The 23,426-nt window shown below is 64.6% G+C and carries 18 protein-coding genes and 2 pseudogenes; 7 read left to right on the top strand and 13 right to left on the bottom strand.

Annotation, left to right across the window (positions count from 1 at the left end; genetic code table 11):
• Nucleotides 1-95, bottom strand: a 95-nt coding sequence (locus DBO86_RS26565) for a hypothetical protein (protein ID WP_244185501.1), incomplete at its 3' end; no start/stop codon positions are given.
• Nucleotides 96-255: 160 nt separating this feature from the next.
• On the opposite strand from DBO86_RS26565, the gene alr reads away from it, so the two are divergent.
• Nucleotides 256-1,332 carry an alanine racemase gene (gene alr, locus DBO86_RS09920; protein ID WP_108233593.1) on the top strand — a complete coding sequence of 359 codons (1,077 nt, stop codon included), beginning with the start codon at nucleotides 256-258 and terminating at the stop codon, nucleotides 1,330-1,332.
• On the opposite strand, the gene DBO86_RS09925 is transcribed toward alr, so the two are convergent.
• Nucleotides 1,333-3,240 (bottom strand): diguanylate cyclase, encoded by a 1,908-nt coding sequence (locus tag DBO86_RS09925; protein ID WP_108233594.1) that lies wholly within the window; start codon nucleotides 3,238-3,240, stop codon nucleotides 1,333-1,335. It lies immediately after the preceding gene.
• 290 nt (nucleotides 3,241-3,530) lie between these two features.
• On the opposite strand from DBO86_RS09925, the gene DBO86_RS09930 reads away from it, so the two are divergent.
• From DBO86_RS09930 to DBO86_RS09945, 4 genes are all read left to right on the top strand, one after another.
• Nucleotides 3,531-5,822, top strand: a complete 2,292-nt coding sequence (locus DBO86_RS09930; protein WP_108233595.1) for a YgiQ family radical SAM protein — start codon at nucleotides 3,531-3,533, stop codon at nucleotides 5,820-5,822.
• 227 nt (nucleotides 5,823-6,049) lie between these two features.
• The gene (locus DBO86_RS09935; RefSeq protein WP_108233596.1) at nucleotides 6,050-9,343 is read left to right on the top strand and encodes a transglutaminase family protein; all 3,294 of its coding nucleotides are present in this window, start codon (nucleotides 6,050-6,052) and stop codon (nucleotides 9,341-9,343) included.
• 112 nt (nucleotides 9,344-9,455) lie between these two features.
• Nucleotides 9,456-11,942 (top strand): circularly permuted type 2 ATP-grasp protein, encoded by a 2,487-nt coding sequence (locus DBO86_RS09940; protein ID WP_108233597.1) that lies wholly within the window; start codon nucleotides 9,456-9,458, stop codon nucleotides 11,940-11,942.
• The gene (locus tag DBO86_RS09945; protein WP_075745268.1) at nucleotides 11,939-12,832 is read left to right on the top strand and encodes a transglutaminase family protein; all 894 of its coding nucleotides are present in this window, start codon (nucleotides 11,939-11,941) and stop codon (nucleotides 12,830-12,832) included. Before DBO86_RS09940 ends, DBO86_RS09945 begins: the two co-directional genes overlap by 4 nt.
• A gap of 49 nt (nucleotides 12,833-12,881) precedes the next feature.
• Here the strand turns inward: DBO86_RS09945 and azu are convergent, their stop codons facing one another.
• From azu to fabR, 10 genes are all read right to left on the bottom strand, one after another.
• Nucleotides 12,882-13,331 (bottom strand): azurin, encoded by a 450-nt coding sequence (gene azu / locus DBO86_RS09950; RefSeq protein WP_074855063.1) that lies wholly within the window; start codon nucleotides 13,329-13,331, stop codon nucleotides 12,882-12,884.
• 398 nt (nucleotides 13,332-13,729) lie between these two features.
• Nucleotides 13,730-14,656 carry a DUF808 domain-containing protein gene (locus tag DBO86_RS09955; RefSeq protein ID WP_075745270.1) on the bottom strand — a complete coding sequence of 309 codons (927 nt, stop codon included), beginning with the start codon at nucleotides 14,654-14,656 and terminating at the stop codon, nucleotides 13,730-13,732.
• A 64-nt stretch (nucleotides 14,657-14,720) separates the two neighbouring features.
• Nucleotides 14,721-15,308 (bottom strand): LOG family protein, encoded by a 588-nt coding sequence (locus DBO86_RS09960; RefSeq protein ID WP_108233598.1) that lies wholly within the window; start codon nucleotides 15,306-15,308, stop codon nucleotides 14,721-14,723.
• A gap of 236 nt (nucleotides 15,309-15,544) precedes the next feature.
• A complete protein-coding gene (locus DBO86_RS09965; protein ID WP_004423278.1) occupies nucleotides 15,545-16,159 on the bottom strand; it encodes a LysE family transporter in 615 nt (204 codons plus the stop codon).
• Between the two features lie 522 nt (nucleotides 16,160-16,681).
• The gene (locus tag DBO86_RS09970) at nucleotides 16,682-17,596 is read right to left on the bottom strand and encodes a glycerophosphodiester phosphodiesterase family protein (RefSeq protein ID WP_108233599.1); all 915 of its coding nucleotides are present in this window, start codon (nucleotides 17,594-17,596) and stop codon (nucleotides 16,682-16,684) included.
• Nucleotides 17,597-17,793: 197 nt separating this feature from the next.
• Nucleotides 17,794-18,366 carry a HupE/UreJ family protein gene (locus DBO86_RS09975; protein WP_004423282.1) on the bottom strand — a complete coding sequence of 191 codons (573 nt, stop codon included), beginning with the start codon at nucleotides 18,364-18,366 and terminating at the stop codon, nucleotides 17,794-17,796.
• A 22-nt stretch (nucleotides 18,367-18,388) separates the two neighbouring features.
• Nucleotides 18,389-19,003 (bottom strand): urease accessory protein UreG, encoded by a 615-nt coding sequence (ureG, locus tag DBO86_RS09980; RefSeq protein WP_003246865.1) that lies wholly within the window; start codon nucleotides 19,001-19,003, stop codon nucleotides 18,389-18,391.
• 16 nt (nucleotides 19,004-19,019) lie between these two features.
• Nucleotides 19,020-19,694 carry an urease accessory protein UreF gene (locus tag DBO86_RS09985; RefSeq protein ID WP_108233600.1) on the bottom strand — a complete coding sequence of 225 codons (675 nt, stop codon included), beginning with the start codon at nucleotides 19,692-19,694 and terminating at the stop codon, nucleotides 19,020-19,022.
• 37 nt (nucleotides 19,695-19,731) lie between these two features.
• Nucleotides 19,732-20,232, bottom strand: a complete 501-nt coding sequence (gene ureE / locus DBO86_RS09990; RefSeq protein WP_108233601.1) for an urease accessory protein UreE — start codon at nucleotides 20,230-20,232, stop codon at nucleotides 19,732-19,734.
• Nucleotides 20,233-20,395: 163 nt separating this feature from the next.
• Nucleotides 20,396-21,031 carry an HTH-type transcriptional repressor FabR gene (fabR, locus tag DBO86_RS09995; RefSeq protein ID WP_108233602.1) on the bottom strand — a complete coding sequence of 212 codons (636 nt, stop codon included), beginning with the start codon at nucleotides 21,029-21,031 and terminating at the stop codon, nucleotides 20,396-20,398.
• A gap of 146 nt (nucleotides 21,032-21,177) precedes the next feature.
• On the opposite strand from fabR, the pseudogene DBO86_RS10000 reads away from it, so the two are divergent.
• A pseudogene (locus DBO86_RS10000) lies at nucleotides 21,178-22,262 on the top strand (ferredoxin reductase).
• A pseudogene (locus DBO86_RS10005) lies at nucleotides 22,220-22,705 on the top strand (fatty acid desaturase family protein); the annotation flags it as partial. The pseudogenes DBO86_RS10000 and DBO86_RS10005, both read left to right, overlap by 43 nt.
• 235 nt (nucleotides 22,706-22,940) lie before the next feature.
• On the opposite strand, the gene DBO86_RS10010 reads toward DBO86_RS10005, so the two are convergent.
• Nucleotides 22,941-23,426, bottom strand: a 486-nt coding sequence (locus DBO86_RS10010; protein ID WP_279630231.1) for a group II intron maturase-specific domain-containing protein, incomplete at its 5' end; no start/stop codon positions are given.

The following is a 23,426-nucleotide window of genomic DNA, read 5'->3' on the forward strand; positions in this document are numbered from 1 at the left end:
AGTTGCTTGCGGCATTTGACCTGCTCATGGCTGTCGACACCATGAACTTGAAAAACCTGCTTTGCCAAATCCACGCCTATGCGTTTAAGTTTCATGCGGGCTCCCCCTCCGGGATTGTTTGTTTCGTAACCTACAGTCTGGCGCAATGACGCCGTAGGAGGGAGGAGTCCATCTCATTGGGCTACGCTCTAGATCAATGAAAACGGGCGCCCAGCGGTTAAGATGGGCGCCCGTTTTTCGTTCAGGCCTTCTGTCATGCGTCCGCTTGCCGCTATCGTCGACCTCTCTGCCATCGCTCATAACTACGCCGTCGCCAAGCGCTGCGCGCCCGGGCGCCAGGCCTTCGCCGTGGTCAAGGCCAATGCCTACGGGCATGGCGTGCGTGAGGTGGTGACGGCGCTGCACGAGGTTGCCGATGGCTTTGCCGTGGCCTGCCTGGAGGAGGCGGCCGAGGTGCGCGCCATGCATGGTGAGGCGCGCATCCTGCTGCTCGAGGGCTGCTTCGAGGCCAGTGAATACGCCATCGCCGCGCAGCTTGGACTGGATGTGGTGGTGCAGAGCGCGGCGCAGGCAGAGGCGCTGATTGCCGCTGAGTTGGCACGTCCGCTCAATGTCTGGCTCAAGCTCGACTCCGGCATGCATCGCCTGGGTTTCGACGCCGCCAGCCTGCGTCAGTGGCATGGGCGGCTGGAAGACGCTGAGCAGGTCGCCGAGCTCAACCTGCTCAGCCACTTCGCCTGCGCCGACGAGCGCGGTCATCCGCTGACCGAACAGCAGGTCGAGCGTTTTCTCGATCTGCTGGATCTGGATTTCAATCATCGCTCACTGGCCAACTCGGCGGCCGTGCTGACCATTCCTGCCGCGCATATGGACTGGCTGCGCCCCGGCATCATGCTCTACGGCGCTACGCCGTTCGCCGAGCTGAGCGCACGCGAACTGGGGCTGAAATCGGCCATGACCCTGGCTGCGCGGGTGATCGCCGTGCGTGAAGTGGCAGCCGGTGAGAGCGTTGGTTATGGCGCGACCTGGGTGGCCGAGCGGCCCTCGCGTATTGCCACGGTCAGCTGCGGTTATGCCGATGGTTATCCGCGCCATGCGCCCAGCGGCACGCCGGTGCTGGTCGAGGGGCAGCGTGCCGGGTTGGCGGGCAGGGTGTCGATGGACATGCTGGCGGTGGATATCACGGATCTGCCCGAGGCTGGTATCGATTCGCCGGTGGAACTGTGGGGCAGCCAATTGCCGGTGGATGAGGTGGCCACGGCGTGCGGCACCATCGGCTACGAGTTGCTGACCAAGGTCACCGCGCGGGTGCCTCGGCGCTATATTGGCTGATCAGGCCAGCCCGCTCGGGACTTTCAGTACGTCCAGCTCCAGGCAGGCCTGTTCGCTGAGCTCGCCATTGTCGCCATGCACGCGCGAACCGGAGCGACCCAGTTCCTTTACCCGGTAAAGGGCCATGTCTGCCGCCTTGTACAGCCCGGTGAAATTTCTCGCATGGCGCGGATAGAGCGCCACGCCGATGCTGATGGTCACGCGCAGGCGTTCGGCACCGTAGTGCACGGGCTCGGATAGTTCTGCCAGCAGGCGTTCAGCGATCTCCCTGGCCTGGCTTTCGGCATCGCTGCCGCAGATCAGAGCGGCGAACTCATCGCCGCCCAGGCGGGCAACCGCATCGCCTGCGCGAACGTGCTCGCGCAGGCGCTTGGCGACCACCTGCAGCATCAGGTCACCGGCTGCGTGACCAAAACGGTCATTGATTGGTTTGAAGTGATCCAGGTCGATCAGCAGCAAAGCCACGCTCTCCTTGTGCCGCTCGGCGTTAGCCAGGGCCGACTCGCTACGCTCGACCAGATAGCGTCGATTGGGCAGTTCGGTCAGCGAGTCATGGAAGGCGGCGTGCTGCAGTTCGCGTTCGCGGTCGCGTAGCTGTTCGTTGGTCGCGGCCAGCTCGGCGGTGCGTGCGGTCACCGCTGCTTGCAGTTCATCGGCGCTGGCCTGCAGTTGTGCCAGGCGAGCGGTTTTCTCACGGTCTGCCTGTTGCAGGGCAACGGCGCGCTCCTGCTTGAGGATCTGGATGCGATAAGCCAGGGCGAAGGAGAACAGGATCGATTCGGCTGCCACGGCCAGCGGGAATACGTAGGCGTTCCATTCAGCCGGTTGCAGCACTCCGGTGGTGCGCAGCAGCAGGATGGCGACGCTGCCCAGGACCAGACCATAACCGTAAAGATACAGCTGCGCCGGGAAGAACCCCTGGCGCCAGCGGATCACGGCGCTGCCCAGGGCGGCGGGGATACTGGTCAGCGACAGCAGGGCGATGGCCCAGGCGGCCAGGTAACGTTGATCGAACAGGGTCAGGACGATGGCGATGAGATAGATCACGCAGGCCATGTTCAGCAGATGATGCGCCCAGCGTACGTAAACGCGCGTTTGCAGCAGCGTCTGGGTGAAGCGACTGGCGAACAGGCCCCACAACGACGGCAAGGTGATGCGGTCGAGCCACGCCGGCACCGGGTGGTTCGGCCACAAGTACTGCGCGCCGTGACCGGTCATGCTCATGATGAACAGCAGGGCGAAGGCGGTGGTCAGCACATACCAGAAATAGGCCTTGTCGCGCAGCGAGATGAGGATGAACAGGTTGTACAGCAGCAGTGCGAAGACCACGCCGTAGATGACGCCGAGCGCCAGATTCTCGCGGGTGGCCAGTTGCGTGAGGTCGTCGAGCTGCCAGATGCGCAGCGGGAAGGAGTTGCCCGCTGGGTCGAAGGCGCGCAGGTAGAAGGTCGTTGGCTGTTCACCCAGGGCTGGCAGGTCGAACACCATGCGTCGGTAGGGGTGGTCGCGGTTCTCGCTGAAGGCGACGCGCTCGCCGGCTTGACGCACCAGCCAGCCGCCCTGGCCGTCGGGTTGATGGAGCTGCAGGTCGAGTTGGGTCACCGAGCCCACTTCCAGTACCCAGTGGGCGGGGGCACGCATATCGCGTTGCAGGGTGAGCTTGATCCACCAGGGATTGAGGCTCTGGCCGACACTGGCACGGCCATTGGCCGGTTGAAAGCGCGACTGCTGCTCAGGGGCGGCAAGGTCATCGATGGTCAGAGTGCCCTGGTCGTCCTCCAGTAGCTCGATATGCGCATTGAGCGGCATGCCGCTGCTGGCGTCGGTGAGCACCACGGATGCCGCTGCCAGGCCCGTGGTCGACAGTCCCAACAGAAGAGCGAGCAGTAAGGCGAAGCGCTGCAGCATAGATGTCCTGGAGTCGGCTGACCGAGTAGCTTGAGTATATGCACAGGATTGTTATCGGACGAAAACAAATATGGCGTATGGCTACTGCAGGAAAATATCTGATTTTTCTGTCCTTTCTTTGCCCAGGTCGGTGCTGCGCCAGAGCCGATGCCCTGACCAGTGAGCCAGGCGCGTGCTTGAGCGCTCGTCGCAGTGCGTGCAGGCGGTATTAAACCCAGTGCAACAGTCTGGTTTGGTCAATATTTGTGCTATTATCCGCGCCCCTCGTGATAGCCCATTGATCAAAAAATATGCAAGCCGCCAAGCCGCTGTTCGACTATCCCAAGTACTGGGCCGAGTGTTTCGGGCCTGCGCCCTTCCTGCCGATGAGCCGGGAAGAGATGGATCAGCTCGGCTGGGACAGCTGCGACATCATCATCGTCACCGGTGACGCCTACGTCGATCATCCTTCGTTCGGCATGGCCATCATCGGTCGTCTGCTCGAAGCCCAGGGCTTTCGCGTGGGCATCATTGCCCAGCCGGATTGGCGCAGCAAAGACGACTTCATGAAGCTCGGCGAGCCGAACCTGTTCTTCGGTGTCGCTGCCGGCAACATGGACTCGATGATCAACCGCTACACCGCCGACAAGAAGATCCGCTCCGACGACGCCTATACGCCCGGCGGCCTGGCCGGTAAGCGCCCGGATCGCGCCAGCCTGGTCTACAGCCAGCGCTGCAAGGAGGCCTACAGCCACGTGCCGGTGGTGCTGGGCGGCATCGAGGCATCCTTGCGTCGTATCGCCCATTACGACTACTGGCAGGATAAGGTCCGCCGTTCGATTCTGATGGACGCCACCGCCGACATCCTGCTTTACGGCAACGCCGAGCGCGCGGTGGTCGAGATCGCCCAGCGTCTGTCGCGTGGCGAGCAGGTAGAGGCCATCAGCGATGTACGCGGTACGGCCTTCATTCGGCGTGACACGCCCGAAGGCTGGTATGAGGTCGACTCCACCCGTATCGACCGTCCGGGCCGCGTCGACAAGATCATCAACCCCTACGTCAATACGCAGGACACCGAGGCCTGTGCCATCGAGCAGGCCAAAGGTGAGGTCGAAGACCCCAACGAAGCCAAGGTCGTGCAGATTCTCGACAGCCCGCGTATGACCCGCGAGAAGACGGTGATCCGTCTGCCGTCGTTCGAGAAGGTGCGCAACGACCCCGTGCTCTACGCCCACGCCAACCGCGTGCTGCATCTGGAAACCAACCCGGGCAACGCCCGCGCGCTGGTGCAGAAGCATGGCGAGGTGGACGTGTGGTTCAACCCGCCACCCATCCCCATGACCACCGAGGAAATGGACTACGTATTCGGCATGCCCTATGCGCGCGTGCCGCACCCGGCCTATGGCAAGGAGAAGATCCCGGCCTACGAAATGATCCGTTTCTCGGTGAACATCATGCGCGGCTGCTTCGGCGGCTGCACCTTCTGCTCGATCACCGAGCACGAGGGGCGCATCATCCAGAACCGTTCGCACGAGTCGATCATCCGCGAGATCGAGGAGATGCGCGACAAGGTGCCGGGCTTCACCGGCGTGGTCTCCGACCTCGGCGGGCCGACCGCCAACATGTACCGCATCGCCTGCAAGGACCCGGAGATCGAGAAGCACTGCCGCAAGCCGTCGTGCGTGTTCCCCGGTATCTGCGAGAACCTCAATACCGATCACTCCTCCCTGATCGAGCTGTACCGCAAGGCGCGCGCGCTGCCAGGGGTGAAGAAGATCCTGATCGCCTCCGGCCTGCGCTACGACCTGGCCGTGGAGTCGCCGGAGTACGTCAAGGAGCTGGTCACCCATCACGTTGGCGGCTACCTGAAGATCGCTCCGGAGCACACCGAGCGTGGCCCGCTGGACAAGATGATGAAGCCGGGGATCGGCAGCTACGACCGCTTCAAGCAGATGTTCGAGAAGTACTCGAAGGAGGCGGGCAAGGAGCAGTATCTGATCCCGTACTTCATCGCCGCGCATCCGGGCACCACCGACGAGGACATGATGAACCTCGCCCTGTGGCTCAAGCGCAACGGTTTCCGTGCCGACCAGGTACAGGCGTTCTACCCGTCGCCGATGGCCACCGCCACGGCCATGTATCACTCGGGCAAGAACCCGCTGCGCAAGGTGACCTACAAGAGCGACGGCGTCGAGATCGTCAAGAGCGAGCAGCAGCGTCGCCTGCACAAGGCCTTCCTGCGCTACCACGATCCGAAAGGGTGGCCGCTGCTGCGTGAGGCACTGACGCGCATGGGCCGCAGTGATCTGATTGGCCCGGCCAAGCATCAACTGATCCCGGCTAACCAGCCAACTGCTGATGATGGTTACCAGAGTGCGCGGCGTAAGAACTCCACGCCGGTCGGCAGCAAGAAGGCGGGTAATGCAGGCAAGATGCTCACTCAGCACACCGGCTTGCCGCCTCGTGCCAGCGACGGCAGCAAGCCCTGGGACAAGCGTGAGCAGGCCAAGGCGGCCGCCTTTGCCAAGTTGCAGGAACAGAAGAAAAATAGCGGCAAAGGTGCCAGCGGCAAGAAGAAGCCGCGTCCAGCTGTGCCGCGTTGAACATGACGCCAGCTTCGAGCTGGCGTCATGCTGTGTGCATGGTCGAATTACATAGAGTGCTGCTGTCAGTTGTGCTCTGCGCCATTGCTGTGCATTCATTCGTGGCTGGTGCGTGTTGCGCACTGCTATAGGGCTTGACTCAACGCTCACCCTTGAAAAACGGTGTCGCGGCGCTGGCATAAGTCTTGCGCTGCACTGAGTATCGTCCAGGCTAGCAGGAGGCCGCCGTGTCGATTCATGTCGCGCTGCACCACGTCACCCACTACCGCTACGACCGTGCGGTGAACCTTGGGCCACAAGTCGTACGTTTGCGGCCGGCGCCGCACAGTCGCACACGCATCCTTTCCTATGCGCTGAAGGTCGAACCGGGCCAGCACTTCATCAACTGGCAGCAGGACCCGCAGGGCAACTACCTGGCGCGCCTGGTGTTTCCCGAGAAGACTCGCGAGTTCAAGGTCGAGGTGGACCTGGTCGCCGAGATGGCGGTGTTCAACCCCTTCGACTTCTTCCTCGAGCCCTATGCCGAGCGCATTCCCTTCGCCTACACCGAGGGCGAGCAGCGCGAGCTGGCGCCGTACCTAGTCAAGCTGCCGGCCACGCCGCTGTTCGCCAAGTACCTGGCCGGCATTTCCCGCGAGCCGGTGCCCAGCATCGATTTTCTGGTCGAGCTGAACCAGCGCCTGTCGGCGGACATCCGCTACCTGATTCGCATGGAGCCGGGCGTGCAGACGCCGGAACAGTCGCTCGAGCTGGCCGCCGGTTCGTGCCGCGATTCGGCCTGGCTGCTGGTGCAGCTGTTGCGTCACCTGGGCCTGGCGGCGCGCTTCGTCTCCGGCTACCTGATCCAGCTCACTGCCGACGTCAAAGCCCTCGACGGTCCATCCGGCACCGACAAGGACTTCACCGACCTGCACGCCTGGTGCGAGGTGTATTTCCCCGGCGCCGGCTGGGTCGGTCTCGACCCCACTTCAGGCCTGTTTGCTGGCGAAGGCCACATTCCACTGGCGTGCAGCCCGGAGCCATCCTCGGCGGCGCCGATCACCGGCGGGCTGGACGAGTGCGAGGTGGCGTTCGAGCACCTGATGAGCGTCGAGCGTGTGTGGGAAGCACCACGCGTCACCAAACCCTACAGCGAGGCGCAATGGCAGGCGATCCAGTCGCTGGGCCAGCAGATCGACGATGACCTGCACAGACACGACGTGCGCCTGACCATGGGCGGCGAGCCGACCTTCGTCGCCCTCGATTACCCCGATGACGACGAGTGGAACACCGCCGCACTGGGGCCGAACAAGCGCCGCCTGGCTGCCGACCTGTTCTATCGCCTGCGCAGTCACTACGCGCCCAAGGCGCTGGTGCATTTCGGCCAGGGCAAGTGGTACCCCGGCGAGCAGTTGCCGCGCTGGTCGCTGAACTGCTTCTGGCGCCGCGATGGCGAACCGCTGTGGCACGACCCCAAGCTGCTGGCCGATGAGAAGCGCGGTTATGGCGCTACGGCAGAAACGGCCTCACGCTTTCTCGCCACCCTGGCGGCGCATCTGGGCGTAGATGGCGGCAACGTTTTCCCGGCCTATGAGGACTGGTTCTATTACCTGTGGCGCGAGCGCAAGCTACCGGACAACGTCACCCCGGACGATCCACGCCTGAGCGACCCGCTGGAGCGCGAGCGTCTGCGCAAGGTGTTCGATCAGGGCCTCGATGCCGTGGTTGGCCACGTGCTGCCGCTGGCGCGCCAGGTGGTGGGCGAGGGCTGGCAGAGCGGGCGCTGGTTCCTGCGCGACGAACATTGCCGCCTGCTGCCCGGTGATTCGGCGCTGGGTTATCGCCTGCCGCTGGATTCGCTGCCCTGGGTCAGTCAGGCCGACTACCCCTACGTCAATCCGGTCGACCCCAGTCAGGCGCTGCCGCCGTTGCCCAGCCCGGCGCAGATCCAGCGTCAGCTGCGCGGTGTCTGGCGCGGCGCCAGTGCCGGCCCACAGAGCGCGCGTCCGGCCAGTGGGCAATCGGCGGCCGGTATCGTGCGCACCGCGCTCTGTGCCGAGCCGCGCGAGGGGCGCCTGTACCTGTTCATGCCGCCGTTGAGCCATCTCGAAGACTACCTGGAGCTGGTCGCGGCCATCGAGGCCGTGGCTGCCGAGCTCAAGTGTCCGGTCTTGCTGGAAGGCTATGAGCCGCCGCTGGACCCGCGCCTGCAGTACTTCCGTGTCACCCCCGATCCGGGTGTGATCGAGGTCAACATCCACCCAGCTGCCAGTTGGGATGAGCTGGTCGAGCGCTGCGAATTTCTCTACGAGGCAGCGCGGCAGTCGCGCCTGTCCAGCGAGAAGTTCATGATCGACGGGCGCCACACCGGCACCGGAGGCGGCAATCACTTCGTCCTCGGCGGGGCGACGCCGGGGGATTCGCCCTTCCTGCGCCGTCCCGATCTGCTGCGTAGCCTGATCAGCTATTGGCACAACCACCCGTCGCTGTCCTATCTGTTCAGCGGTCTGTTTATCGGCCCGACCTCGCAGGCGCCGCGTGTGGATGAGGCGCGCAACGATGCCTTGTATGAGCTGGAGATCGCCTTCGCGCAGATGCCTGAACCGGGCCGCGATTGCCCGCCGTGGCTGGTCGACCGGCTGCTGCGCAACCTGCTGGTTGACGTCACCGGCAACACCCATCGCGCCGAGTTCTGCATCGACAAGCTGTACTCGCCGGATTCGGCCAGTGGCCGCCTCGGCCTGCTCGAGTTGCGGGCCTTCGAGATGCCGCCGCATGCGCAGATGAGCCTGGCTCAACAACTGCTGCTGCGCGCGCTTATCGCCCGTTTCTGGCAGGAGCCCTACCAGCCGGCGAAACTGGTGCGCTGGGGCACCGAGTTGCACGACCGCTTTCTGCTGCCGCATTTCATCGAGCAGGATTTCGCTGACGTGCTGCAGGAGCTGGGCGCCTTCGGCTATCGACTGCGCAGTGAGTGGTTCGCCCCGCATCTGGAGTTCCGTTTTCCCAAGGCCGGCGACTTCATGGTCAAGGGTATCGACCTGGAAGTGCGCCAGGCACTGGAGCCCTGGCACGTGTTGGGTGAGGAGGGGGCGGTCGGTGGCACCGTACGCTACGTCGACTCGTCCCTGGAGCGGCTGCAGGTGAAGGTGAACGGCATGGCCCCGGATCGCTATGTGTTGACCTGCAACGGCGTGCCGGTGCCGCTGCGCCCGACCGGCAAGGTTGGCGAGTTCGTTGGTGGTGTGCGTTTCCGCGCCTGGCAGCCGGCCAGTTGTCTGCAACCGACCATCGGTGTGCATGCGCCGCTGGTGTTCGACCTCATCGACACTTGGATGCAGCGCTCGCTGGGCGGTTGCCAGTACCATGTGGCGCATCCGGGCGGTCGCAACTACGACAGCCTGCCGGTCAACGCCTACGAGGCCGAGAGCCGGCGCCTGGCACGCTTCTTCCGCCTGGGCTATAGCCCAGGCAAGCGCCCTGTCATGCAGCCGATAGACAATAATGAACTGCCGATGACCCTGGATCTGCGTCGCGTTTGATTGAACAACCCGTAGGAGCCCGCTTGCGGGCGATTCGATGCACGCATAAAAGCATCGCCCGCAAGCGGGCTCCTACAGGGAACGTCTTGCGTCAAACCTTTTCGAGCCTGCCATGCACGACCTGCTAGCCGATTACCCGCCGCCTAACGGCGCCTACCACGAACTGCTCGACGCCAAGGGCAACGTGCGCCCGCACTGGCGCCGTCTGTACGAGCAACTGGCGCGCAGCCGCCCGGAGCACCTGGCGCAGCGTGAGGCCATGCTGGCGCGGCAGATCCAGGAAAACGGCGTTACCTACAACGTCTACGCCGATCCGGATGGCGCCGACCGTCCGTGGGAACTCGACCTGCTGCCCAACCTGATCCCCGCTGACGAGTGGCAGCAGATCGCCGCCGGCGTGGCGCAGCGTGCGACCCTGCTCAACCGCGTGCTGGCCGATCTGTATGGCCCGCAGAAGCTGATCGCCGAAGGCCTGCTGCCGACCGAGCTGGTGTTCGGCCATAACAACTTCCTCTGGCCCTGTCAGGGCATGCAGGCACCGGGCGGCACCTGGCTGCACCTGTATGCGGTGGATCTTGCCCGTGCGCCGGACGGCCGTTGGTGGGTCACCGCCGACCGTACCCAGGCGCCCTCTGGCGCCGGCTACGCGCTGGAGAACCGGCAGATCGTCTCGCGCGCCTTCCCCGAGCTGTACCGCGACCTGCGCGTGCAGTACCTGGCCGGTTTCTTCCGTACCCTGCAGGACACCCTGGCGCGTCAGGCGCCGAGTGGGGGCGAGACGCCGCTGGTGGTGCTGTTGACGCCGGGGCGCTTCAACGAAAGCTATTTCGAGCACCTGTACCTGGCGCGTCAGCTCGGCTACCCGCTGGTCGAAGGCAGCGACCTCACCGTGCGCGACGCCACCCTCTACCTCAAGACCCTGGCCGGCCTGCGCCGCGTGCACGCGGTGCTGCGCCGCCTCGACGACGACTACTGCGACCCGCTGGAGCTGCGCACCGATTCCGCCCTCGGCGTGCCTGGCCTGCTCGAAGCCGTGCGCCGTGGTCGCGTGCTGGTGGCCAACGCGCTGGGCAGCGGCGTGCTGGAGTCGCCCGGTCTGCCCGGTTTCTTGCCGGCGATCAGCGAGCACCTGTTGGGTGAGGAACTGCTATTGCCGTCCATCGCCAGTTGGTGGTGCGGCGAGCCGCCGGTGCTGGACGAGGCGCTGGAGAAACTCGACCAGTTGCTGGTGCGTCCGGCGTTCCCCTCGCAGAGCTTCACGCCGGTGTTCGGTCGTGACCTGGACGAGGCGCAGCGCGCCAAACTGGCCGAACGACTACAGGCACGCCCCTACGCCTATGTCGCGCAAACGCGGGCCAAGCTGTCGCAGGCGCCGGTGTGGGATGGCAGCGGTTTGCAGCCGCGGGCCATCGGCATGCGTGTGTTCGCCGTGGCCAGTGCCGATGGCTACCGGGTGATGCCCGGTGGCCTGACCCGCGCGGCCGCCGAGGCCGATGCCGAGGTGGTGTCGATGCAGCGCGGCGGGGCGAGCAAGGACACCTGGGTGCTCGGCACGCGGCAGAGCGGTGGCGAGCCCTGGCAGACGCAACGCACCCTGGGTACTGCCGACCTGGTGCGCAGCGACCCCTTCCTGCCTTCACGCGTGGTGGAGAACCTGTACTGGTTCGGTCGTTACGCCGAGCGCTGCGAGGGCAATGCGCGCCTGCTGCGCATCATGCTGGCGCGCTACGTCGATGACGATGACGACCCGCAGGCGCTGCAGAGCGCGCTGGCATTGGCGCAGGAATTGGGGCTACTGGCAGATCCCGAGGAGGGCGAGCTGGCCGAGCGTCTGCTGCAGGCGCTGCTGGGCAGCGACTGGCCGGCCAGCCTGCGCTCCAATCTGCAGCGCTTGCAGTGGGCCGCTGGCAGTGTGCGCGGCAAGCTGTCCCAGGCCAACTGGCAGGCGCTGGTGGAATTGCAGCGCGAGGCGCAGCTGCTTGAAGGCCAGCCGGCCGACTTCGGTGAACTGCTGGATTTTCTCAACCGCCTGCTGATGTCGTTGGCGGCGCTGTCGGGCTTCGCCCTCGACGACATGACCCGCGATGACGGCTGGCGCTTTCTCATGTTCGGCCGCTATATCGAGCGTTTGCAGTTTCTCTGCGACAGCTTCGCCGGCTTCCTGCGCAGCGGTTCAGCCACCGATCAATCAGCGCTGGAGTGGCTGCTGGAACTGGGTAACAGCAGCATCACCTACCGCACCCGCTACCTGGCTTCGGCGCAGTTGATCCCGGTGCTCGACCTGCTGTTGCTCGATGAGCAGAACCCGCACGCCGTGATCTTCCAGATGCGCACCCTGCAGCGTTCGCTGGAAGGGCTTCACGAGCGCTTCGAGTTGCCCGCTGAGCGTTACCTGGCTTATCTGGAGGAGCAACTCACGGCCTTCAGCCTCGCCAGCCTGGAAAACCCGTTGTTCGGCCCAGGCAGCACCCGCGCGGTGCTCGAAGGCCTGGCCGATTTGCTGGTGGCCATCAGCGAGGCTGCCGGTGCGGTATCCGATCACCTCGGGCTGCGCTTCTTCGCCCATGTCGATGTCAGCCAGCGGACGCAATCCTCATGAGCAGCGCGCTGTATCAGGTGCTTCACGACACCCATTACCGATACTCGGCGCCGGTTTCCCTGGCCCAGCAGCTGGCGCACCTGTGGCCGCGCGAATGCCCCTGGCAGCGTTGCCATGAACGGGAGCTGCGCATCGATCCGCAGCCCTGTCAGCGCCGCGACGGTCTGGACGTGTTCGGCAACCCGCTGACCCGGCTGGTGTTCGAGCGCCCGCATGAGGCGCTGGTCGTCAGCGCGCGGTTGCGCGTCGAGGTGCTGGCGCGTGCGCCGCTGGAGCTGGACGACTCGCCGAACTGGGAGGCCGCGTGCGCCGCGCTCAGCTACAGCGGTAAACGGATGGAGCCTGCGTTGCTGGAGGCGGCACGCTACCGTTTCGAGTCGCCCTACGTGCGCCTCAAGCAGGTGTTCGCCGGCTACGCCGACGATTGCTTCACGCCGGGGCGCCCGCTGCTGCAGGCGTGCCAGGCGCTGATGCAGAAGATTTTCGACGAATTCAGTTTCGATGCCGAAGCCACTCAGGTGGCGACGCCGCTGCTGCAGGTACTGGAGGAAAAGCGTGGGGTCTGCCAGGACTTCGCCCACCTGATGCTCGCCTGCCTGCGCTCGCGCGGCCTGGCGGCGCGTTACGTCAGCGGCTACCTGCTGACCCAGCCACCACCCGGCCAGCCACGTCTGATCGGCGCCGACGCCTCGCATGCCTGGGTGTCGCTGTATTGCCCGCGGCAGGGCTGGGTGGATTTCGACCCAACCAATAATGTGCGCCCGGCACTGGAGCACATCACCCTGGCCTGGGGCCGGGATTTCTCCGACGTGTCGCCGTTGCGTGGGGTGATTCTGGGGGGCGGCAGCCACGACCCGGACGTGCAGGTGACGGTGCTGCCGCTGGGATGAGGTTCGTGGGAGGACACGACAGGCGCATCTCCCACGGTTTGTGGCAGCCTCAGTCGACCAGGGCCAGACTGCCTTTCATCAGCGAGTAGTGGCCAGGGAAGGAGCAGAAGAAGCTGTAGTCTTCGCCTGCCGCCAGCTTGCTGACATCGAAGGTCACCGAAGTGCTTTCGCCACCGCCGATCAGATCGGTATAGGCGATCACACGCTCGTCGCCGGCCTTGAGGTAGCTGGCGTCCGGGCCGGCAGAGATGCCGTCGGTGGCCACGCCGGGCATGTCGGCGGTCTTGCTCAGCACCCAGTTATGGCCCATCGCGGTCTTGGGCAGCGAGCCGGTGTGCTTGAGGTTGACGGTGAAGGTCTTGCAGCTCTTGCTGACGGAGATGGCCTGGGTGTTGAAGGTCATCTGATCGGTTGACTCGACATCCACCGCGCATTCGGCAGCCAGAAGCGGTGTACTGGCGAGCCCAAGCAGCGCCAGCAGGGCAACGTTACGCAACATCTTGATTCCTCCAATTTCTGATAACCCGGTCAGGTCTGAAGAGGCTCGCACAACTGCCTGCGCTTATGGATGCGACCGAACGCCACGCCTGGTTATCCAGAAAAGCTGTGGATAGTTCTGTGGGGAAGCTCTGCAATGCCCGCTCGAGGCCTGTTTCCGCGGGCTTTCTGGGTGTCTGCTCAGCTTTTGCTCAGGACACCTGCTCGCCACTGAAAAATGCTTTGAAATGAATTGCTTGAGTGAGAAGTCAAAGTTTCCGCGCGTGTCTGGAAAGGCGCTGGCCGGTTATCCACGAAAGACGTGGAGCAAGCTGTGGATAAGCTTGGGGAAAGCCAGCCTCGACAGCGCCCGGCAAGGGGCGCAGACGATTGATGAGAAAGTGAGCGTTCTTAAGCGGATTACGGTTTGCGGAGCGCCTGCCACAGACGTGTGGCGAGGCTGACCAGCGGTACGCTGAGCAAGCCGGCGACGATGCCCAGCAGGGCATTGAGCAGCGTCGGCACTATCGCCGAGAGCAGGTGGCCGGCGTCGCGCGCGACCCATTCGGCGGCGTGATGCACGGCGCTTTCCACCGGCGGCAGGCCATGACTGAGAATGCCGCCGCCGACCATGAACATGGCCGCTGTGCCGATCACCGACAATGCCTTCATCAGCCAGGGGGCCAGGCGCAGGATGCCGCGGCCGCAGGCCTGGGCGAAGGCGCTGGTGCGCTGGCTGAGGTAGAGCCCGGCGTCGTCGAGCTTGACGATGCCGGCCACCAGGCCATAGACGCCGACGGTCATCACCAGGGCGATGCCGCTGAGCACCAGCACCTGATTGAGGAAACTGGCAGTGGCGACGGTGCCCAGGGTGATGGCGATGATCTCCGCGGAGAGAATGAAGTCGGTACGCACGGCGCCGCGAATCTTGTCGCGTTCGAATGCCACCAGGTCGACGGCAGGGTCGGCGATGGCTTCCAGGTGTGCCTGTTGTTCGTCATCCTCATGCTTGTGCAGCAGTTTGTGCAGCAGCTTCTCGGCGCCTTCGTAGCAGAGGAACAGACCGCCGAGCATCAACAAGGGCACCACCAGCCAGGGCGCCACGGCGCTGATCAGCAGCGCAGCCGGCACCAGAATCGCCTTGTTGACCAGCGAGCCCTTGGCCACGGCCCAGACCACCGGCAGTTCGCGATCCGCCTTGACGCCGGTGACCTGCTGGGCATTGAGCGCGAGGTCGTCGCCCAGTACGCCGGCGGTCTTGCGCGCGGCGATCTTGGTCATGGTGGCGACGTCGTCGAGTACCGTGCTGATGTCGTCGATCAGGGCGAGCAGGCTGCTTCCGGCCATGTTGCGGCTTCCATGAGAGAGAAGCCGCAGAGCGTAGCATTGTGTTACATGTCTGCGTACAGGTTCAGACGGGCGCGCGATCTACCCACTTCGGCGCCGCGCTGGGTCGCCATTCGCTGAGGGCATCGAGCAGGTTTTGCGGGTTGCCTGCGATCTGCAGCATCTCGCGGTGCTGTGGGCGAACGAAGCGCTCGGCAACCAGATGATCTAGGAAGTCGCCGAGTTTGCTGTAAAAACCGTTCACCTCCAGCAGGCCCAGCGGTTTGGCGTGGTAACCCAACTGGCCCCAGGTCCACACCTCGAACAGCTCTTCCAGGGTGCCGAGGCCACCGGGCAGGGCGATGAAGGCATCGGCCAGCTCGGCCATGCGTGCCTTGCGTGCATGCATGCCATCCACCACCTCCAGGCAGGTCAGGTTGCGATGGCCGATCTCGGCACGTTCCAGGCTTTGCGGGATGATGCCGATCACCTCGCCACCGGCATTGAGCGCCGCATCGGCGACCACGCCCATCAGGCCGACGGCGCCACCGCCATAGATCAGGCGAATGCCGCGCTCGGCCAGGTGTTGGCCGAGCGCTTCGGCAGCCTCGCGGTAAACGGGACTGGCGCCAGGGCTGGCACCACAGAAGACACAGACACTACGCAGGAACATGCAACGACTCCTTGGGCAAATGAGCCAAGGGTAACCAGCCGCTGCGCTCGCACCAAGTATCAGTGCCGCGTATCAATGCCGCAGGTGGCGCAGGCGTAACTGGCGAGCAATTGCTTGAGCAGATCGTTGAGGTACATGGCGCGGCTTCCTGACGCTGGGACATGTGGTTCAGGCTAGTCCCGTTGCTGGCGCCGCGCCGTTAGATTGTTTCGATGATGGCGATAGTCGCGGCTCGCTCAGACCAGTTCCATCGCACTCATCCCGGCCAGACCCAGCAGCACCACGCCGCAGGCTGCGTAAGTCAGGCGGTGCCAGAGTAGCGACGCGGCGCGGCGAAACCAGTCCACCAGACCGGCGCAGATGAAGCACCAGAGCAGCGAGGACACCATGAAGCCGGCGAAGAACACCGCCAGGTGCGTCGGCGTTGGCTGGGCAACGCCGATGGCGGCCATCGCCCCGCCCATGGCGGCCCAGTAGACGATGTTCTGCGGGTTGGTCAGCGACAGCGTAGCGCCCGCAGCGAATGCGCTACCGGCGGCGACCTGAGCATCGTCGCTGGGTTGCGGCGGGCGATGGGCGTCGCGCAGTGATTGATAACCGAGCCAGGCCAGGTAGAGCGCGCTGGCCAGCGTCAGCGGATAGCGAATCTGCGCGCTGTCGAGCAGCAGAGCCAGGCCGGTCAGGCCCAGGGCGGCCCAGGTGGCATCGCCCACCAGCGAGCCGATCTGTACCAACAATGCCGGTTTGTAGCCGTCACGCAGCCCGCGGCGCAGGGTTTCGCTGAACACGGCACCGGGGGCCGCATTGAAGACGAAGCCGAGGAGCATGGCGGCGAGGAAGAAGCTGAACATGGAGTGTCCTTACAAGGGGGCAGGGAAGCCTGATGTTCATAGCAGATGGCGTGCCAGGCGCTGATAATAAAGTTTTCCACGGGGTCTGTGGGTATCTCTGTGGGTAAGCTGGTGGTGCTCCTCTGCTGGCCTCGCCGTGCGTCGTTCAGGCCGTGCTGACGAATATTTGAGCAACGGAATTTTTCCTTTGTGCACAGGGGGTTGACAATATAGAAGGGCTTTTGGGGGACGGTTGTTGGTTGTCCACGATGTCTGTGGATAGTTTTGTTGGTAAGCGCTGTAAGCATTGCTGAGGGCTCCATGTGGCGGGTCTTTCAGCGCTTTGCTGATTTTTTGATCAGCGCCTTTGAAGGCTCGGACGAGAGCGAAGGCGGGTCGAGTTGTCCAGTATTTTCGCCGGCCGCTCTGTCGGCACAGCAGGTTATCCCCGGGTTCTGTTGGCAGGTCTGTGGATAAGCTGGTGGCAAGGTCATCAAGCGCCTGTCGGGCGGGCTCGAAGAGCAAGTGGCGAGTTGCTCGCCATCATTGTGGCTGCAGCGCGCCGAGCTGTGTGGAGCGGCCGAGCAGTTGCAAGGCGCGATCCGGGTAGTCGGTGATCAGACCGTTGGCGCCCATTTCCAGCAATCGCCGCATTTCCGGTTGTTCGTTGATCGTCCACAGCTGTACGTGCAAGCCACGCGTCCGTGCATTGCGTATGAGGCGCGGGGTGGCCAGGGTCAGGCCGCTGTGCTGGGGAGGAATCTGCAGCACTGGATAGGAGGGCGACAGCAGGTCACTCAGGCCCAGCCAATTCAGCGCCAGCAGCAGGCGCACCGAAACCGGTCCGGCCGAGGTGGCGACCTCCGGGCAGAGCTCACGAAAGCGTTTGAGGCTGCGCTCATGAAAGCTGCCGACGATGACTCGATCGAGTTGGTCATAAGCCGCCAGCATTTCGCAGAGCACAGCTTCCATGCCGACATCGGGCACCTTGATTTCGAGCGCCTTGGGGATCAATGGGAAGCGCTCGAACACCTCTTCCAGCGCGGCGATGCGCGTACCCTGGCCACGGTAGGGATAGCTCTGGCCACCATCGGCCGTCCATTTGTAGCCGGCATCGAGCGCTTGCAGTTCGGCGAGGCTGAAGTGCGCGACCGGCCCCTGGCCATTGGTGGTGCGTTCCAGGGTTTCATCATGGATCACCACCAGTTTGGCATCCTGACTCAGGTGCAGATCCATCTCCAGCATGTCGACGCCGAGGGCAGCGGCGCGTTCGAAGGCGAACAGGGTGTTCTCCGGCCACAGCCCCTTGCCACCGCGATGGGCGATCACCAGAGGGCGTTCGCCGAGGTCTTCGAGCACCGCAGGCATGCTCGCCTGACGGCTGGTCAGCGTCAGTACCAGCACGATGATGCCGATCAGCAGCAGCGGGACGAGCAGAGATCGGGTGAAGCGCAGCATGGGCCGGGTCTCGAAAGCGGTTCGGGACTTTGTGCCCCAGCGCAGGGGCGTTGGCAAGTGCAACGGCAAACGCCGGTAGCGCATCGCTACCGGCAGTGTCTGCGGTGTATGCGTCTACATCGGCACCCTACGCTATCGCGTAGGGTGTGCCGCGGGCGCCCACGATGGGTGACCTGTACCTCAGGAGCTATCGGCGCTTAGCTGGCCAGCAGCCAGACACCGGTGGCGGCCGACGCAGCGCCAGCGATGCGTACCAGTGGTGCGGCTGCTTGTGGCAGAAAGCGCACCAGGGCGAAACCGATGGCGTGCAGCGCGGCCGTGGCGACGATAAAGCCGATGGCATAACCGAAGGGGCTGGCCAGATCCGGCAGCTCCAGACCGTGGGCGACGCCGTGGGTCAGGGCGAAGAGGGCGGTCAGGGCGACGGATACCGCCATCGGCAGACGTGCAGCCACGGCTACCAGCAGGCCGAAGGCCAGCACCGAGCCGGCGATGCCGGTTTCCATCAGCGGTATTTCCACACCGGCGAAGCCGAGAAGGCCGCCGACCAGCATGCTGCCGACGAAGGTCGCCGGCAGCGCCCAGCGCGCTGCGCCATTCTGCTGCGCGGCCCACAGGCCAACGGCGAACATCGCCAGCAGGTGATCGAGGCCAAACACCGGGTGGGCCAGGCCGGCCATGATCCCGGAATCGCCATGCCCTGGGTGGGCGAAGGCCAGTGCCGGGGTGCAGAACAGGGCGATGGCGTAGAGGGTTTTACGCAGATTCATGAGTATCTCCTTGAATGGGGAATCAGGCCGCCGTGAGCATGCCCTGGCGTTCGATGAAGGCGATGATCTCGTCGAGACCCTGGCCGATTTTCTGGTTGCTGAAGACGAAGGGTTTGTCGCCGCGCATCTTCAGCGTGTCGCGCTCCATCACCTCCAGTGAGGCGCCGACCATGGGCGCTAGATCGACCTTGTTGATCACCAGCAGGTCGGACTTGCAGATGCCCGGGCCGCCTTTGCGCGGCAGCTTGTCGCCGGCGGAGACGTCGATCACGTACAGGGTCAGGTCGGACAGCTCGGGGCTGAAGGTGGCCGACAGGTTGTCGCCGCCGGACTCGACGATGATCAGGTCCAGGCCAGGGAAGCGGCGGTTGAGCTGCTCCACGGCTTCCAGGTTGATCGAGGCGTCCTCGCGGATGGCGGTGTGTGGGCAGCCGCCGGTTTCCACGCCGATGATTCGTTCGGGCTCCAGGGCCTCGTTGCGCACCAGGAACTGGGCGTCTTCCTGGGTGTAGATGTCGTTGGTGACCACGGCGATGTTGTAGCGCTCGCGCAGGGCGCGGCAGAGGGCCAGGGTCAGGGCGGTCTTGCCGGAACCGACCGGGCCGCCGATACCGACACGCAGAGGTTGGCTGTTCATGTGCTGATGTTCCTCGTCAGGAGCGGAAGAGACGCGAGTACTGGCGCTCGTGCGCCATGCTCGCCAGGGCCAGGCCGAAGGCGGCACTGCCCCAGTGTTCGGGAGAAAGGCTGGCGGCCTGCTGCTGGGCGGCCTCGAGCGTCGGCAGCAGGCGGCTGGTCAGGCGCTGGGCGGCCTGCTGGCCCAGCGGCAGCACCTTCATCAGTACGGCCAGCTGGTTTTCCAGCCAGCCCCAGAGCCAGGCGGCCAGGGCATCGTCCGGGGTGATCTGCCAGGCGCGCGCGGCCAGCGCCCAGGCCAGTGCCAGGCCGGGCTCGTCCTGGGCTGCGAGCGCCTCGCGTGCGGCTTCGTCCAGTTCGGGCAGGCCTGCGAGTAGTTGCCGCAGCGAATAGCCCATCTGCCGGCTTTCCAGAGCCAGCTCGCGGGTTTCCCGGCTGGCGCGGTGCTGTTCGGCCAGTTCCTGCAGGCGTGTCCAGTCGCACTCGTCCGCCGCACGGCAATGCGCAAGCAGCAGTGGCGCTTCGAAGCGGGCGAGGTTCAACAGCAACTGATCGACCAACCAACGTTCGGCGCTGCTTTCGTCATGCACAAGGCCGCTGTCGATGGCCCATTCCAGGCCTTGCGAGTAGCTGTAGCCGCCAATGGGGAGTTGCGGGCTGGCCAGGCGCAGCAATGCCCAGACCGGTTTCATTCCCAGGCCCCGGTGCGCGTAGTCGGCGTGGCTCGGCTCACTTGCGCACACCGAATTGGTGCAAGCGCGGGCCGTAGTTGAATTCCTCGTCGCCATGATGGGAGTGATGGTGACCGCCGCCATAGGCGCCCTGTTCGGGCTGGTAGGGCGCTTCGATGGCTTCGACCGTGGCGCCGAGCTGCTCCAGCATGGCCTTGAGTACGTAGTCATCCGGCAGGCGCAGCCAGCCATCGCCCAGTTGCAGGGCGACATGGCGGTTGCCCAGGTGATAGGCGGCGCGCATCAGCTCGAAGGGGCTGGCGCAGGTCACATGCAGCAGCGGCTCGGCCTTGGCGCGCACGCACACGATGCGGCCATCCTTGGCCAGCAGGCACTCGCCATCGGCCAGTGCCGGCTGGCCGCGTTCGAGAAACAGGCCGACCTCTTCACCGTCAGTGGTGAAGCAGCGCAGGCGGCTCTTGCTGCGGGCTTCGAAGGTCAGTTCCAGTTCGGCGTCGCAGGCGCTCTGCGGCGCGATTCGGGAGTGGATCACCAGCATGCGTATCTATTCCGGGGCAATGTGCCCGGAAATAGTGCAAGTGGCTTGCCAAGGCTGAAGAGTGGCGCAGGGCGCGAGGTTCAGGCGAGTTGTGGATAACGTGACGAAGCGGTCGGAGTTTATTTGGTGCGTTTTCTTCAGGCTTGCGCGGTTTTGGTGCGGGCTACTCGGATGGCTTGCCCAGCCCCAGCCAGTGTTTGCCACCGACCATGATAAAGCGCAGTTGCTGGATGACCTTGGCCTCTGCGGTGAGGTGCGCGGGTAGGGTTTCGGCGGGCGGATCGATCAGCTCGGGCAAGGTGGCGAAAACGGTTTTGACCACCAGATCCGAGACCACGTCGAGCGCCGCATCGTCGAGGTGCGGCATGCGGTTCATCAGCTTGAGATCGGCGGCCAGGTCGCTGGTGATGCGTTCGCGCAGGGCGGCAATGGCCTGGCGCACGGGGCGCGAGCCTCCGTACTGCTCACGGGCGAGAAAGAGGAACTGAGCGTGATTGGCCGCCACTTCAGCGAGGAAGATGCGCACCGAGGCATCGATCATGCCGCGCATCTCGAATTCATGGCGGCGCACCTGGCGGATCGCCGCGCGAAAGGTCTCACCGACTTCCGCCACCAGTGCCAGGCCGAGTTCGTCCATGTCGGCGAAATGGCGGTAGAAGCCGGTGGGCACGATACCGGCGACACGCGTCACTTCGCGCAGGCTCAGGCTGCCAAAGCCACGCCCGCTCTCCATCAAGGTGAGGGCGGCGTCCATCAGAGACTGGCGAGTCTGCTGCTTCTGTTCGGCGCGTGGCGTCATGCGAAGTCGGGTCATTGAGCGATGCCGCACTCTAGCAAAAGCACGGCGTCAGCGTCGAACCGCACGGGTGCGGTTCGGTGAGCGACTGTTAACTGAAATACAGGCTATCTGTCAGCCTTGTGCACAAGTGTCACTGGATTCTGCTTATGGCTCTGCTTTCCCTGTCACTGGCGCGGCATGTCGCTCGCGGTCTGCAACCGCTGCGCCGACTCTGTGCGGCCGGTTGGTTGCATGAGGCGGATGTCGATCTGTGCTTGCGCCTGCTACACCCGGCGCTGCGCCTCAACCGCGTATTCGCCAGGGTCGAGGCGCGCCGCTGGGTGGCCGACGACGTGCTGGCAATTGAGCTGCGCTGCAATGGCAATGCACGGGACTGGCGAGCCGGGCAGCATGTCCAGCTGTATCTGGAGCAGGACGGCGTGCGTCACGGGCGCAGTTACAGCCTGACGTCGGTGGCTGCCGCCGGGCGCATCGAGCTTGCGATCAAACGCCAGCCGGGCGGGCGCTTGTCCAATGTGCTGCTCGATCATCTGGAGGTGGGTGAGGTGGTCGAGTTGGGTCAGGCATTTGGCGATTTCGCCTGGCCGCAGGAGCAGAATGCGGTGTTGCTGCTGGCGGCTGGCAGTGGCATCACGCAGTTGCTCGGTTTGTTGCGTGATGCACTGGCGCGTGGTTTTTCTGCGCCGGTGACGCTGCAGCATCAGGTTCGTCGCCGGGGGGGCAGCAGGCCTTTGCAGAAGAGCTGCAGGCGCTGGCTGCGCGCTACACCAGCTTCCAGGTGCGCTGGACCTTCAGTGCCGAGACGGGTGGCCGCCTGACGGCCGAACAGCTGGTTGCGCTGCCGGGCGCGCACCTGTTGATATGCGGCCCGCGTGGTTTCGTCGATCAGGCGTGCGGCTGGTGGCGCGACTCCGGGCGCAGTCTGCAGGCGGAAAGCTTCAGTCCACTGCCCGTGCGGGCTGAGGCCGATACCGGCGAGGTTCGTCTGCGCTTTGCGCGCAGCGGCCAGCAGGTTTCTGGCGACGGCAATGCCAGTCTGCTGGAGCAGGCCGAGGCCAGCGGGCTGCGCACGGCTCATGGCTGTCGCCAGGGCATCTGCACCAGTTGCACCTGCCTGCTGCTGGCCGGCACGGTGCGCGATCTGCGCAGCGGTGCGCTGTTCGCCGAGCCGGGGCAGCCCATCCGTCTATGTGTCAGCGCCCCGCATGGGAATGTGGAGATCGACCTGTGAGCAATCGTCCTGATCGTGAGTTGACCCCTGCCGAGCTCGAAGCCTTCGGCCAGGAGCTGGACGCGTTGCGTCAGCGCAGCCTGGCTGATCTGGGCGAGGCCGATGCGCGCTATATCCGCCGTGTGCGTGGTGTGGTGCGCCTGTGCTGCTGGAGTGGCCGCACGCTGCTGATGCTGGGTTGGTTTCCGCCGACCTGGCTGCTCGGCACCTTCTTGCTGGGGCTGGGCAAGATCCTCGAGAACATGGAACTGGGCCGCAACGTGATGCACGGCCAGTACGATTGGATGAACGACCCGGAATTCGCCGGGCGCCAGTACGAATGGGGCATCGTCGGGCCCGCCGATTTCTGGCGGCATACGCATAACCACGTGCATCACACCGACACCAACGTACTGGGCATGGACGATGACGTCGGCTATGGCGTGGTGCGCCTGTTCCCCGATCTGCCCGCGCGGCGCTATGCCGAACTGGCGGGTGCGCCTGATCGCCGAACGTTACGGCCAGCACTACAACTGCGGCACCTTGTGGGGGCAATTTTCGACCATACTGCGGCGCATCTGGATCTACCGTTTGCCCGCTGCCGGGATGGCGTGACTCGCGTGAAAGGATCGGGTAGGAGGCGGCCTCACGGCCGCCGTCCTCCCACACCACCGTGCGTACGGTTCCGTACACGGCGGTTCAGGCCATGCGGTTAAGCCGATTGATCGTATCCAGTATCGAGACCAGTCCAAGTCTGTCCCATAGCTTCTTCGGCAGCGCCTGATTCATATGCGGCGCTCCTGAGTTCCACCACGGGCCTCGGCCATTGAAGGCCGACTTGCAGGCACGCTCCTCGCTCAATCCCAGGCGCATCAGGTTGCGCGCCCTCGTAGAGGGCTGCTTCCATTGCCGCCAGATGACACAGCGAAGTTTGTGCCTGACCCAGCCATCCAGCTCTTCCAGTGGACGCTTGCTCTGGCTGAGCTTGAAGTAGCCTGCCCAGCCTCGCAGCACCGGGTTTACCCGCTCGATGACATTCGCCATCTTGTGGCCCCGCACCCCTCGCAGCAGTTCCCTGAGACGGTCGCGCACACGGCGCAGGCTCATGGTTGCCACTCGCAGTCTAGGCTGCGAGTGCCAACTCATCCCATACCCCAGGTAGTCGCATTTCCACGACCCAGCCAC

Source organism: Ectopseudomonas oleovorans, assembly GCF_003052605.1.
Taxonomy (GTDB): Bacteria; Pseudomonadota; Gammaproteobacteria; order Pseudomonadales; family Pseudomonadaceae; genus Aquipseudomonas; species Aquipseudomonas oleovorans_A.

What these genes read in the sequence shown, in the direction of transcription:
- DBO86_RS09965 (WP_004423278.1), bottom strand. Translation starts at nt 16,159, where the DNA reads ATGTTCAGCTTCTTCCTCGCCGCCATGCTCCTCGGCTTCGTCTTCAAT.
- azu (WP_074855063.1), bottom strand. Translation starts at nt 13,331, where the DNA reads ATGTTGCGTAACGTTGCCCTGCTGGCGCTGCTTGGGCTCGCCAGTACA.
- DBO86_RS09940 (WP_108233597.1), top strand. Translation starts at nt 9,456, where the DNA reads ATGCACGACCTGCTAGCCGATTACCCGCCGCCTAACGGCGCCTACCAC.
- DBO86_RS09925 (WP_108233594.1), bottom strand. Translation starts at nt 3,240, where the DNA reads ATGCTGCAGCGCTTCGCCTTACTGCTCGCTCTTCTGTTGGGACTGTCG.
- DBO86_RS09955 (WP_075745270.1), bottom strand. Translation starts at nt 14,656, where the DNA reads ATGGCCGGAAGCAGCCTGCTCGCCCTGATCGACGACATCAGCACGGTA.
- DBO86_RS09945 (WP_075745268.1), top strand. Translation starts at nt 11,939, where the DNA reads ATGAGCAGCGCGCTGTATCAGGTGCTTCACGACACCCATTACCGATAC.
- DBO86_RS09975 (WP_004423282.1), bottom strand. Translation starts at nt 18,366, where the DNA reads ATGAATCTGCGTAAAACCCTCTACGCCATCGCCCTGTTCTGCACCCCG.
- fabR (WP_108233602.1), bottom strand. Translation starts at nt 21,031, where the DNA reads ATGACGCCACGCGCCGAACAGAAGCAGCAGACTCGCCAGTCTCTGATG.
- alr (WP_108233593.1), top strand. Translation starts at nt 256, where the DNA reads ATGCGTCCGCTTGCCGCTATCGTCGACCTCTCTGCCATCGCTCATAAC.
- DBO86_RS09930 (WP_108233595.1), top strand. Translation starts at nt 3,531, where the DNA reads ATGCAAGCCGCCAAGCCGCTGTTCGACTATCCCAAGTACTGGGCCGAG.
- ureE (WP_108233601.1), bottom strand. Translation starts at nt 20,232, where the DNA reads ATGCTGGTGATCCACTCCCGAATCGCGCCGCAGAGCGCCTGCGACGCC.
- DBO86_RS09970 (WP_108233599.1), bottom strand. Translation starts at nt 17,596, where the DNA reads ATGCTGCGCTTCACCCGATCTCTGCTCGTCCCGCTGCTGCTGATCGGC.
- DBO86_RS09960 (WP_108233598.1), bottom strand. Translation starts at nt 15,308, where the DNA reads ATGTTCCTGCGTAGTGTCTGTGTCTTCTGTGGTGCCAGCCCTGGCGCC.
- DBO86_RS09985 (WP_108233600.1), bottom strand. Translation starts at nt 19,694, where the DNA reads ATGAAACCGGTCTGGGCATTGCTGCGCCTGGCCAGCCCGCAACTCCCC.
- ureG (WP_003246865.1), bottom strand. Translation starts at nt 19,003, where the DNA reads ATGAACAGCCAACCTCTGCGTGTCGGTATCGGCGGCCCGGTCGGTTCC.